We start from the raw sequence: 11,314 nt of genomic DNA on the forward strand, positions 1-11,314 counted from the left end.
GCCGCTACCGAGTCGCGCTCGGGAGCGTCAGGATCTCCGCCCCGTCCTCGGTGATGGCGACCGTGTGCTCGCTGTGCGCGGTGCGGCAGCCCGTCGCGGAGCGCAGCGTCCACCCATCGGTATCCGTGACGAGCTCATCGGTATCCTCCATGACCCATGGCTCGATCGCGAGCAGCAGGCCCTCGCGCAGCCGGTAGCCGCGGCCCGCCCGGTCGAGGTTCGGGATGTGGGGGTCCTGGTGCATGGTCGATCCCACCCCGTGGCCGCCGAACTCGGTGTTAACGCTGTAGCCCGCTGCGGTGAGGACGTCGCCGATGGCATGCGAGATGTCGCCGATGCGTGCGCCGGGCCCCGCGGCCTCGATGCCCGCGGCGAGTGCACGCTCGGTGGCGTCAATGAGCGCGGTGCTTGCGGCATCGGCCGTTGGCCCCACCACGAAGCTGGCCGCTGCGTCCGCGACGATCCCGTCGAGCGATACGGCGAGGTCCAGCGTGACGAGGTCGCCGGCCTGGACCACCTGATCGCGCGGGCGGCCGTGCAGCACGGCGTCGTTCACCGAGGTGCAGATGTAGTGGCCGAAGGGTCCGTCGCCGAACGACGGGGCATAGTCGACGTAGCAGGACTGAGCGCCCGCGTCCGTCATCATCTCCCGCGCCCACGCGTCGATCTCGAGCAGGTTAGTGCCCGCCACCGTGCGCTCACGCGCAGAGGCAAGGATGTCTCCGACGAGGGCGCCGGTGCGGCGGGCACGGGCGATTTCGGCGGTGGTGAACAGCTCGATCATTGGGTCGTCCTTCGGTGAGGCGAATAACTATCCCAGAATACTATCCCGGTATTAGTATTGGCTTCATGGTGCGCCTTCCCCTGACCGTCGACGAGCTCCAGCGCGGGCAGCGCCTGGGTGTGGCGCTACGCCGTGCGCGCGGCGAGCGCCCCCTCCTCGCCACCGCGCTGACGGCAGGCATCTCGCCGGAGACGCTGCGCAAGATCGAGTCGGGCAGGGTAGCGACACCGTCCTTTCCCACGATTGCCGCGATCGCGTGCGTCCTGGGCATTTCCCTCGACGAGTTGTGGGCGCAGGTGAGTGACGAGAGCGACGCTCAGGCGGTCGGCTCGGCGTCCTGAGCCTCACGGAGGTCCTGGGCGAGCATGACGAGGATGCCGCTGGGGCCGCGCAGATAGGTGAGCTTGTACACGTCGCGGTAGTTCGCGACGCCGCGCAGAGGGTGACAGCCGTGACGGGCCGCGACCTCGAGCGAGACGTCGATGTCGTCGACCTGGAACGCGATCCGGTGCATGCCGATGGTGTTCGGCTCGGTCGGCCCGGTCTCGATGGCTGCGGGGTGCAGGTACTCGAAGAGCTCCACGCGGCCGTGGCCGTCGGGGGTGGCTAGCAGCGCAATGCGTGCGTGGTTGCCGTCGAGGCCGACGGCCGTGTCGGCCCATTCGCCGCTGATGGTGTCGGTGCCCTCGACCGTCAGCCCGAGGTCGGTGAAGAACGCCACGGCGGCGTCGAGGTCCCTCACCGCGATGCCGACGTTGTTGAGCGAGATCGCCATGGAAGGACGCTACTGCGGGTGCGCTACGTCGTGAAGTCCGGCGAGGGCGAGCGGGGCATCTCGACGACGGCCGTGGTGCCGTGCTCGCCGTCGGAGACGAGCCGCACGGTGAAGTCGTTGCGGTGGGCGAGTTCGCGCACCATGGCGAGTCCTAGTCCCACGCCAGGGACCTGGTTCTCGGTGGCGAATGTCCCGCGCTGAAAGCGGCCAAAGACCTGTTCGATCTGGTCGGGCGGTATGCCTGGCCCCTCGTCCGTGATCGTCAGCCGCACCGGGTCGCCCTGGCGGTCGATGGCGACGTGCACCGTCGAGCCCGGTGGGCTGAATTTGGCCGCGTTGCTGAGCAGATTGATGAGGATGCGCTCGAGGTCCGCGCGCACTCCGACGACGAAGGTGGCGGGGCTGTCGCGCATCACGATCGACACGCGGCGCTGGTCGGCGCCGGTACTCACGTCCTGCACGGCGTCGGCGGCGAGGCGTGAGACGTCGCAGGCGGCGCGGCGGGCCGTCGTGGCAACGGTGAGCGCGAGGATGTCTTCCACGAGGCCGCCCAGTCGCCGCGCGTTGCGTTCGATGATTTCGAGATGACGGCGCTGCACCGGGTCCACGTCTTCCTCGTCGAGGAGGACCTCGACGAAGCCGACGATGCTCGTGATGGGTGTCCGCAGTTCGTGACTGACCGATGCGACGAACTCTTCGCGCTCGCGGTCCGCGGCGCGCAGCGTCGCCACTGCCTCCTTTTCCGCAGCCAGCGCCTGGCGCACGGCCCGGAGATGCTGGCGCTGTTCCGTGACATCGCCGACCTGGACGATGACGAGGGTGTCCTCGTCTTCCGGGTCCATGCGTGTGGCCGTGAGCTCGAGTGATCGTCCGGCGACGGTGACGTCAACGGCGGTCGTGTCGTCGCCATCCGTGCCTGTGGACGAACGGGCGGCCTCCACAAGGGCGCGGGTACCGTCGTCCTCTGCCTGGACCGGAATCGGCTCCTCACCGTCGTGATCACTCAGGCTGCCCAGGCCCAGTGATCTGCGGGCCCGCGCGTTGCTCTCGATAGTCCAAAGCCTGCCGTCGTTGTCCTCGCGTAGGAGCAGCATGCCGATGGGGGCTCCGACGATGCCCGACCGCAAGAGTTCCTCTCGACGTCGCACGCGCGTCACGGCGGTGAGCTGTTCGATGCGCGCTGCAGATACGTACAGCGTGGAAGCGACAAAGGTCCACAGGAACCCTTGCACCACGATCCGCTGCTCAAGGGTGCTCCAGTCCGAGATAGCGAACGGTCCATTGCCCAGCATCGTGAACGTCGTGACCGCCGTTGCGGTGATGACCAGTTCCACCGCGAGCGCCCGCATGGACAGTGCGAAGGCGCCCCACATGAGCAGGGGGAAGATGATGAAGGTGATGGGCAACTGGGATCGAGTGCTGAACACGATGATGATTGCCACCGCCAGCGCCCATGGTTGGAGCCAGCGCAGGGGCGAGCCCGCCGAACGAGACTCGCCCCGACGCGCCAGTGCGATCGGCAGGATCGTGAGGATGGCGGAAAGATGGCTGGGAAAGACGGAGAACGCCGTAGGCCACCACATCCCACCCTGGATGAGCGTGACGGAAGTGGCCGCACCCACGCCGGCAACTGCGGAGCCGACCGCGGCGGCAACCAGGAGGGTTGAGACTTCCTTCACGTTCACCAGTCGTGGGGGGCTTCCGCCGCGCGTGAGGAGCCAAGCAACTGCGGTCGCTTCGGCAGCGTTCACCAAGCCGTAGGCGAGGGAGAGATTGAGGTCACGCCCCGCAGCGACGTTAGACGCCCCGGTGAAAACCACGAGGGCGAGCGCCACCCACGGCCACCATCGCCGTGGTGACACCATGACCGCAATGACGGCGGTGCCCGCGGCCGGCCACCACGCCGAGGTGGATTCCCCGTAGGCAGCGAGCTCTACGGCGAGCACGCCGAGTGTGAACGTGAGAACGACGAGGCCGGCCACGGTGAGGGCCAACCGCGCGGGCCGTGCGGCCGTCAAGACGTGCACTACGTCACCTCCGAGCGTGTCGTGCCTGACAGTTTAGGGTGGACCCCAAGCAGCCTGGCGTGAGATCGGCGCGCCGCAACGAAGGGAGCACCGCGTGGCACGTGTCGTCGTGATCGAGGACGACCCTGACATCTCCTTGCTGGTGGCGCACAAGCTCCGCGCGGGTGGTCACGAGGTCGAGGTCGAGTCTGACGGGCGGGCGGGACTCGCTGCCGTCGTGGCGTCGACACCCGACCTGGTGATCCTCGACTGGATGATGCCGCGCATGAACGGCATCGAGGTCTGTGAGGCCATGCGTGCGGACCTCGCGCTCGCGACCATCCCGGTACTCATGCTGACCGCGAAGGCGCTTGAGGTGGACCTCGAGAGGGCCTACGCGGTAGGTGTCGACGAATACATTCAGAAGCCCTTCTCCACCCGAGAGCTCATGGTTCGCGTCGCCCGGCTGCTGCATGCCTGACCTCTCCACGGCGGGCGCGGAGTCGCTCGCGGCGTGGCTCCTGCTCGGCTCGGCAGCGCTCGTGGCGGTGCTCGTCGTCGCCGTGTTGGTGATCCGGGTGTGGCGATGGGGGGCCGATGCCGCCGATGCGCGCCGCGCGACGTGGGCCCGCGAGGTGCTGTTCCGCGTCCTTGAGTCCGAGAACGTGCGGGCGCCGTGGGGATCGGCACGCAGGCGCGCGCTCGCGAAGACAGCCGCGAGGCTCTCGACCAAACTGCGCGGAGCGGATCGCGCGACGCTCGCGGCCTGGCTCACCGCCGAGGGCTTTCGCCGGCATGCGGTGGAGATGATGCACAGCCCCGTCTCTCTTACACGTGCCCGTGGCGCACGCATGTTCGTGGCATGCCTCGCGGATCGCGAGACCCGTCCATTGCTGGACCTGCTGAGCGACCGCGACGTGAGGGTGCGCTCGGCCGCCGCCCGCGCGCTCGGCGAGTGCGGCATCGACACCGCAGTGCCGTTCCTGGTGCGGGCCGCGCAGTCAGATGCGACGCCCCTGCCCGTGTCGGTCGCCGCGATGTCGATCGTCCACACCGCGCCGCGTTCGGCTCGTTCCCTTGGCCTCGCGTGGCAGTCCGATCGCCCCGAGGTCACCGCGATGGCCGCCGAGGTCGCGGGCTTTTTGCATCTTACGGATGCCCGCGTCGCGCTCGAGCATGCGGTCGCCCACGACAATCCTGCCGTTGTCGATGCCGCGGCCTGGTCCCTGGCGCGCCTGGGAGACCCGCGCTCGGCGACGCCCATCGACGCGCGCCTGCGTCGCCACGACCTGCCTCCATTGGTGCAGCGCTCGCTTCATGGCGCATACGCCGAACTCCACCACGTGAGGCTTGAGCCATGAGCCCGGTGGAGTGGGTGTTCACGGTCGTCACCCTCGCGCTCACCCTGTATTACCTGGTGCACCACGTCATCTTCGGCTCGGTCATCATCGGCGCCACGGTGCACGTGGCACGCGAACAACGGTGGGAGGACGAGAACACGCAGGCGCTCACGTTCTCGAACCCGCTCGCGCCAGGGGTGTCCGTCATCGTGCCCGCGCACAACGAGGAGGCGGGCATCCTGCAGTCGGTGCAGTCGCTGCTCGAGGCGCGCTACCCGAGCCTGGAGATCATCGTGGTCGACGACGGCTCCTCCGACGCCACCGCCCAGCGCCTGATCGACACGTTCGACCTTGAGGAGCGGTACGTGCCGGTGGTCGAGGACGGCGTCCAGCAGGTGGGGCGCACCATCGCGACGTATCGCTCCCGCCGCCACCCTGGCCTGGTGTTGCTGCGCAAGGCGTCGGTGGGGCGCCGATCCGACGCCGTCAACGCCGCGTTTCGCCTCTGCTCCAAGCCGCTCGTGTGCATGATCGATGGGGACTCGATCCTCGAGCCCGATGCTCTGTTGCGGGTCGCCCAGCCCTTCGTGGACGACCCGACGGTCGTCGCCGCCGGGGGAGTGGTGTTGCCGTCGAACGGCTCGACCGTGGAACGCGGCCGCGTGGTCGATGTCAAGGCTCCCGGCACCATGCTGGAGCGCACCCAGGTACTCGAATACATGCGTGCGTTCCTGGTGGGCCGTGCCGGGTGGTCGGCCGCCAACGGCCTCATGATCATCTCCGGAGCCTTCGGAGTCTTCCGCCGCGACGTCATGGCGGAGGTGGGCGGGCTTGACGAGACGTCGCTGGCCGAGGACGCGGACCTCGTGGTCGCGACGCATCGGCTCCTCAAGGAACGCCGCCAGGACTATCGCGTGGTGTTCGTCGCGGAGCCCGTGTGCTGGTCCGAGACCCCCTCGACCCTCGCCGTGATCTCGCGTCAGCGCCGACGATGGTCCCACGGGCTCGGGGAGTTGCTCGGCAAGTTCCGCGACATGATCGGCAGGCCACGCTACGGGCGACTCGGCATGCTCACCATGCCGTACTTCTGGCTCTTCGAACTGTGGGGGCCGGTCATCGAGCTGGTGGGCTTCGCCGCCGCGATCGTGGGTATCGCGTTCGGGTGGATCGCGCCCTGGGTGTTCGTGGTGTTCGTCGCCGTGTCGTTCCTGCTGTCCATCGCGGTATCGCTTGCGGCGCTTCTTGTCGAGGTCGTCGCGTTCGGACGCTACCGCCGCCTGTCCGACATGGCGGGGCTTTCCCTCGCCGCGGTGCTTGAGCCGTTCTGGTTCCGTCCACTGCACCTGTGGTGGCGAGTGCGTGGCCTCATCGCGTCGCTGCGTGGCGAGAAGGCCGCCTGGGGCGTGATGACCCGGCGCGGCTTCTCCGAGACGCCTTAAGCGTCGGCGTCCTCGCCGCCGCCCAGATCGGTGCAGTCCACCGCGATTGTCAGGTGCGTGTCGAGATACTCGCGCGCCCCCACGTCTCCGCTGACGCTCCCACCAATCTCGCCCCAGTGGTCACGGCCCAGATACACCGGGTGCCCCGGGACGCCCGAGTACTGAGCGCGCGCGAGGCTGCCACGCGGGTCGTCCGCGCCGGCCGCGACCACACGTCGCGCCGCCGCCGCGCTCTGGTGCGGCAGGTCCACGAGGGTCAGCAGGACGGCGTCCGCGCTCGACGTGGATGCAGCTGCCAGCCCCACCTTGAGGGAGGCCGACTGGCCCTCGGCCCAATCGGACGCGACCACGGGCAAGGTGCCGCGTGGCACCAACCCAGCCGCCGCATCGGCCTCAGGCCCGAGCACCACGATGACCTCGCGGCATCCCGCGCCACGCAGAGCCTCGACGGCGACGGTGAGCCACGGCGTGCCGTCCTCGCGCTTGCGCAGCGCCTTGGGGCCTCCGGCGCGTGTTCCCGCCCCCGCGGCTAGCACCACTCCCGTGACATCCATGCCTGCCATCCTAGGATGGTGTGATGAGTGTGGATCGTGACCAACTGTTGTCGTGCCTGCGGATTCGCCGGTGGGCTGACGAACTTGTCGAGCAGAAGTTCGACACCCTTGAGGCGCTGCTGGAGGCTTCGGAACGCGCCGCGGCCGACCTCAGTGAGGCCGAGGTCGACGAGGCGCTCGGCGCCCACCCTCGTATCGGGGAGAGTCACGAGGGCGACGGCGCGGAGGCGCGCTTCTCGGCCGCAGAGCAGTCGGCCAGCCAAAGCCCCGATGAGGTCCTCGCCGACCGTCTCGAGGCGGGCAACCGCGCCTACGAGGAGCGTTTTGGACGCGTGTTCCTCATCCGCGCCGCCGGCCGCACGCGCGAGGAGATCCTCGCCGAGCTCGAGCGCCGCCTCGCCAACGATCCGCTCACCGAACTGAACGAGACGTCTGAGCAGTTGCGGCAGATCGCCGCGCTGCGCCTCAAGGCCACCTGGGAGAACGCATGAGCCACCTGACGACGCACGTCCTCGACGCCGTCACGGGGACGCCCGCCGCGGGTGTCGCCGTCACCTTGTCCGCGCGCGAGGAAGGCGGCTGGGAGCCGGTCGCCTCGGGTGTCACCAATGACGACGGCCGCATCGGCGAGTTGGGTCCCGACCGCCTCGCGCCCGGGGACTATCAGGTGCGCTTCGACACCGGCATGTACTTCGAGCGTCAGGGCGTGGACGCGTTCTATCCCGAGGTCATCATCACGTTCACCGTGGGCGACGGCGATCACTATCACGTGCCACTCCTGCTCAGCCCGTTCGCGTACTCGACGTATCGCGGGAGCTGAGCCCCAGTACGGCCGCCCGCCGCGGCATCGGCCCTACTCGACGGCCAGGTCGCGACGGCGGAAGCCGGCGAACCCCACGAGAGTGAAGCCAAGTGCGACCAGCGTGACCCACGCCAGCCCGGTCCAATCGGTCTCCGTGACGACGACGTTGGGCGCGTGCCACAAGGGGCTGATCCCGAGCGCCCAGTCGGGAAACTTGAACGACGGCCCCAACAGGGTGATGACGAAGGTCGCAGCGACGCCCGCCCACGCCGCGACGGCTACCTTGGGCCGGGCGCCCACGATCGCCACGGACACCGCGATGATGGTCCAGATGGCCGGCCCCATCATGAAGGCCTGGAGCCACACCTCGCCGAACTCGACGCCGAGGTCCGCGCCCGAGGCGAGCGCCGCGATGACGGCTCCTGCGATGCCCATGTAGACCAGGGGAAGCGCTAGCGCGAGCGCCACATTCGCCGCGTAGTACCGAGGCCGTGCGGTCGCCGTCGCCATGATGGGCTCGACTCGGTCCTCCATCTCCTCGCCCCGGACCCGCAGTAGGACCTGCACGCTCGGGATGGCCGCGAAGATCGACACCAGGGAGAGCACGGAGACAAGGAACTCGCCCACCAGGTCGTCGGGGTTCACGGCGCCCGAGGCGAGCGCGGCGGCGAGGGGGCTGCCCTCCTTAATGAGGTCCGTGATGGACATCGCGAAGTAGCCGAACACGAATCCCAGCAGCACAAACGCGATGGTCCACGTGATCACCGAGCCCCTGGCGAGGCGCCACGCGAGACCCCACGGCCCGCGCGCCCGCCCGCGCTCGGGTCCGGGTCCGGGCTTGATGAGGCCCTGGCCAAAGTCGCGGCCGCCCTCGAGCGCGAAGGCGATCACCAGCAGGACCGCGGCCAGGCCGATGCCGAGTGACAGCGGCCACCACCGATTGTCGCCGGCGGGCGCGGTCTCCTGCATCCAGCCCAGGGGGTTCATCCAGATGGCCCACGCCGGGCCTTCGACGGAGTAGACGAAGCCCCGCAGGATGAACAGCGTGCCGAGCGTCCCCACGGAGATGGCTGTGGAGGTGCGCGCGTCGGCGCCGATCTGCGCTGCGACCGCCGCGACCCCCGCGAACATCCAGCCGGTCACGGTCCAGGTGCTGGCGAGGAGCAGCGAGTTCTCGGTGCCACCGCCGCAGAGGATGGTCAGGCTGCCCGCGATGACGCCGGTCGCGACCGCGCCGGTGAGGGCCATGATGACGCCCGTCAGCAGCCGCGTGGAGCGGCCCATCACGCCCGAGGCGAGCAGTTCCGCTTGCCCCGAGTCCTCCTGGCCGCGGGTGGCGCGAACGACGGTGAAGATCGCCCCCATGGCCGCGAGGAAGCCGCCCAGCGCAAGCGTGCGCCACGCATTGAATCCGTCGGTGGTGAGCAGGTCGTTCGCGGGGCCGAAGATGAGACCCACCGCTGGATTCGAGTCGATCGCCTGCTGCAATGCCTCCCGGTCGGACCGGTCGGGAAACACCCAGGGGTAGACCAGCACCGACGACACGGACAGCAGCGTCACGAGCGCGAGCCACGGCGCCATGCGCCGCCCGTCGTGGTGAAGTGACGTGGTGAGCAGCAGCCGAGTGCCGGTGGCCTTGGGGGCGGCCTTGGGTGTGGCCGATGCCGTGGCGGGCTGGGCGGTCATCGCGTCGCCTTGTCGTACAGCTCGAGGAAGAGCTTCTCGAGGCTCGCGGGCTGGACGGTGAGGTCGCTCAGCCCGTACTGGGTGAGCAGGGCCATGGCCTCGCCTATCTGGCTGGGCTCGACGGTGGCGGTGAGGTCGTGACCGCTGAGGGTGACGTCGTCGAGCGCCGCGAGGAGGGCGGCGTCGGGCGTGCGCGCGAGGCTCGCGGTGATGGTGGAGCGGGTGTCGGTGCGCAGGTCGTCCAGGGTGCCGGTGCGGACGATGGCTCCCTCGCGGATGATGCTGATGCGGTCCGTCAGGGTTTCGACCTCGGACATGATGTGGCTCGACAGCAGCACCGTGACGCCGCGGTCCTTGGCCTCCTGGATGGTGTCCTGAAACACCTGTTCCATGAGGGGGTCGAGGCCGGAGGTGGGCTCGTCCAGAATGAGCAGCTCGGCATCGGAGGCGAGGGCGGCGACGAGGGCGACCTTCTGCTTGTTGCCCTTGGAGTACTGGCGTCCACGCTTGGTGGTGTCGAGCTCGAACCGCTCCACTAGTTCTTTGCGCCGGGCCTCGTCGAGGCTGCCGCGCAGCGCCCCGAGCAGGTCGATGGCCTCGCCGCCCGTCATGCCAGGCCACAGGGAGACATCCCCGGGCACGTAGGCGAGGCGCCGGTGGAGCGCGACGACGTCCTTCCACGGGTCGCCACCGAGCAAGGCGACATTGCCGGCATCTGCCTTGAGCAGGCCCAGCAACACCCGGATGGTGGTGGACTTGCCCGCGCCATTGGGGCCGAGGAATCCGTGCACCTCGCCCTTCGTCACCGTGAGATCGAGCCCATCGAGCGCCCGAAACTTGCCGAAGTGCTTGGTGAGGCCACTGACCTCGATGACGGCGTCAGGCATGGGCGGCTCCCTCGCGTAACTTGCTCCTACGAGCGACCCTAGACCCGGCGTGGCGCGCGGTGCGGGAATCGCCGCGCCGTCCACGTGGTTGGCCTCACCATGGTTGATTCAGTGAAGCTCAACGATTCCACGACGATCCCCCAGCTGGGATTCGGCACGTACCTGGTGCCTCCCGAGGAGACGGCGGCCACCGTCGGTGCCGCACTCGAGGTCGGGTACCGCCACATCGACACGGCGCAGGGTTACAAGAACGAGGCCGAGGTCGGCGAGGCCGTCGCGGACTCCGGCATCCCGCGTGACGAGATCTATCTCACCTCCAAGCTCCAGAACGGCAACCACCGTCGCGACGACGTGATCCGCACGTTCGAGGAGACGCTGGAGAAGCTACGCGTCGACAGGCTCGACCTGTTCCTTATTCACTGGCCGCTGCCCACGCGCTACGACGGCGACTTCGTGTCGACGTGGAAGGCGATGCTGGAGCTCACCGCAGACGGCAGGCTCACGTCGGTTGGCGTGTCCAACTTCCAGCCCGATCACCTCAACCAGATTGTCGACGCGACCGGGCTCGCGCCGGCGGTCAACCAGATCGAGGTGCACCCCTACTTCCGCAACGAGGCCGCTCGCCAGGCGTCGCACGACCACGCAATCGCTGTCGAGGCGTGGGGCCCGCTGGGTCAGGGAGCGGTGCTTGACGACGCGACGGTGGCCGAGATCGCCGCCGAGACCGGACGCGCCCCGTCCCAGGTGATCCTGCGCTGGCACCTGCAACGCGGCGACATCATCTTCCCCAAGTCGATGAAGCGCGAACGCATGGAGGAGAACTTCGCGATCTTCGACTTCACGCTCACGCCCGAGCAGATGACCCGCATCGACGCGCTCGACCAGGGGGAGTCCGGCCGTCAGGGCCCCAACCCTGACACCTTCGACATGGTCTGAGCCTCACTCGCACGCCACAGCGCCCCATGGGACAACCACCGTTGCTTTGAACCGATCGGTGCGTCCTATGGGGCGCTGAGCGTTGTTGTCCGCGCAGAGTCCGAC

General features: G+C 68.8%; 13 protein-coding genes. 7 read left to right on the plus strand and 6 right to left on the minus strand.

All coding sequences use genetic code 11. The features are described from left to right. Nucleotides 1-4: 4 nt before the first annotated feature. The gene (map, locus tag B7K24_RS05875) at nucleotides 5-784 is read right to left on the minus strand and encodes a type I methionyl aminopeptidase (protein ID WP_084129163.1); all 780 of its coding nucleotides are present in this window, start codon (nucleotides 782-784) and stop codon (nucleotides 5-7) included. A gap of 65 nt (nucleotides 785-849) precedes the next feature. Between map and B7K24_RS05880 the strand changes: the two genes are divergently transcribed. Then, nucleotides 850-1,125, plus strand: coding sequence for a helix-turn-helix domain-containing protein (locus tag B7K24_RS05880; protein WP_084129164.1), 276 nt, complete (start codon nucleotides 850-852; stop codon nucleotides 1,123-1,125). Here the strand turns inward: B7K24_RS05880 and B7K24_RS05885 are convergent. Then, nucleotides 1,101-1,559, minus strand: coding sequence for a VOC family protein (locus B7K24_RS05885; RefSeq protein WP_084129165.1), 459 nt, complete (start codon nucleotides 1,557-1,559; stop codon nucleotides 1,101-1,103). The genes B7K24_RS05880 and B7K24_RS05885 overlap by 25 nt on opposite strands. A 23-nt stretch (nucleotides 1,560-1,582) precedes the next feature. Beyond that, nucleotides 1,583-3,586, minus strand: a complete 2,004-nt coding sequence (locus tag B7K24_RS05890) for an ATP-binding protein (protein ID WP_084129166.1) — start codon at nucleotides 3,584-3,586, stop codon at nucleotides 1,583-1,585. A gap of 94 nt (nucleotides 3,587-3,680) precedes the next feature. On the opposite strand from B7K24_RS05890, the gene B7K24_RS05895 reads away from it, so the two are divergent. Genes B7K24_RS05895 through B7K24_RS05905 form a run of 3 tightly spaced genes read left to right on the plus strand, consistent with a single transcriptional unit; the run spans nucleotide 3,681 to nucleotide 6,344 of the window. After that, entirely contained in the window at nucleotides 3,681-4,046 is a 366-nt protein-coding gene (locus B7K24_RS05895) for a response regulator transcription factor (RefSeq protein ID WP_084129167.1), read from the plus strand. Continuing rightward, the gene (locus B7K24_RS05900; protein WP_084129168.1) at nucleotides 4,039-4,926 is read left to right on the plus strand and encodes a HEAT repeat domain-containing protein; all 888 of its coding nucleotides are present in this window, start codon (nucleotides 4,039-4,041) and stop codon (nucleotides 4,924-4,926) included. The genes B7K24_RS05895 and B7K24_RS05900 overlap by 8 nt, the downstream gene beginning before the upstream one ends. Beyond that, complete coding sequence (locus B7K24_RS05905) at nucleotides 4,923-6,344, plus strand: glycosyltransferase (RefSeq protein WP_084129169.1); 1,422 nt, start codon at nucleotides 4,923-4,925, stop codon at nucleotides 6,342-6,344. Before B7K24_RS05900 ends, B7K24_RS05905 begins: the two co-directional genes overlap by 4 nt. Here the strand turns inward: B7K24_RS05905 and B7K24_RS05910 are convergent. Beyond that, nucleotides 6,341-6,907: an NTP transferase domain-containing protein gene (locus tag B7K24_RS05910; RefSeq protein ID WP_200808280.1), complete on the minus strand. Its 567-nt coding sequence runs from the start codon at nucleotides 6,905-6,907 to the stop codon at nucleotides 6,341-6,343. The two genes, B7K24_RS05905 and B7K24_RS05910, sit on opposite strands and share 4 nt — an antisense overlap. A 14-nt stretch (nucleotides 6,908-6,921) precedes the next feature. On the opposite strand from B7K24_RS05910, the gene uraD reads away from it, so the two are divergent. After that, on the plus strand, nucleotides 6,922-7,389 hold the full coding sequence (uraD, locus tag B7K24_RS05915) for a 2-oxo-4-hydroxy-4-carboxy-5-ureidoimidazoline decarboxylase (RefSeq protein WP_084129171.1): 468 nt from the start codon (nucleotides 6,922-6,924) through the stop codon (nucleotides 7,387-7,389). Further along, the gene (uraH, locus tag B7K24_RS05920; RefSeq protein WP_200808281.1) at nucleotides 7,386-7,718 is read left to right on the plus strand and encodes a hydroxyisourate hydrolase; all 333 of its coding nucleotides are present in this window, start codon (nucleotides 7,386-7,388) and stop codon (nucleotides 7,716-7,718) included. Before uraD ends, uraH begins: the two co-directional genes overlap by 4 nt. A gap of 33 nt (nucleotides 7,719-7,751) precedes the next feature. Here the strand turns inward: uraH and B7K24_RS05925 are convergent, their stop codons facing one another. Together B7K24_RS05925 and B7K24_RS05930 are read right to left on the minus strand one after the other, a co-directional pair. Then, nucleotides 7,752-9,386, minus strand: a complete 1,635-nt coding sequence (locus tag B7K24_RS05925; protein ID WP_084129172.1) for an ABC transporter permease — start codon at nucleotides 9,384-9,386, stop codon at nucleotides 7,752-7,754. Next, nucleotides 9,383-10,273 carry an ABC transporter ATP-binding protein gene (locus B7K24_RS05930; protein WP_084129173.1) on the minus strand — a complete coding sequence of 297 codons (891 nt, stop codon included), beginning with the start codon at nucleotides 10,271-10,273 and terminating at the stop codon, nucleotides 9,383-9,385. Before B7K24_RS05930 ends, B7K24_RS05925 begins: the two co-directional genes overlap by 4 nt. Before the next feature lie 111 nt (nucleotides 10,274-10,384). On the opposite strand from B7K24_RS05930, the gene B7K24_RS05935 reads away from it, so the two are divergent. Then, nucleotides 10,385-11,209, plus strand: coding sequence for an aldo/keto reductase (locus tag B7K24_RS05935; RefSeq protein WP_234986569.1), 825 nt, complete (start codon nucleotides 10,385-10,387; stop codon nucleotides 11,207-11,209). Nucleotides 11,210-11,314 lie beyond the last annotated feature (105 nt).

Origin of the sequence: Demequina sp. NBRC 110055 (genome assembly GCF_002090135.1) — a bacterium.
Classification (GTDB): domain Bacteria; phylum Actinomycetota; class Actinomycetes; order Actinomycetales; family Demequinaceae; genus Demequina.